General features: G+C 52.2%; 1 protein-coding gene. It reads right to left on the reverse strand.

Annotated features, from left to right (window positions below; translation table 11 throughout):
- On the reverse strand, positions 1–289 hold a 289-nt coding region (locus Q4563_RS19065; RefSeq protein WP_442903801.1), incomplete at both ends, for a carboxymuconolactone decarboxylase family protein.

Here is a 289-nt window from a genome sequence, read left to right on the forward strand (position 1 = left end):
GGTCAGCTCAGGATCAACCTTCATCATATTGGCAATGGCAGTGTGAGCCGGTACGCAGTAATGGCACTGGTGTTCAACATTGATGGTTTGCCAGACGACGGTGAGTTCTTCAGCATCAAATGAGGTTTGCGTAAATAATTGGTGCAGCTGTTGGTAGGCTTCCAGTGTTTCTGGCGATTCGGCCATCACGGCGTGCAGACCCGGAATAGAGCCAAAGGCTCGTAACGATTTTTCCAGCAGCGGCTTGCTTTCGGCCGGGGCGGATTCCAGGGTGTGCAGAGTAAAGGAT

Source organism: Gilvimarinus sp. 1_MG-2023 (assembly GCF_030548285.1).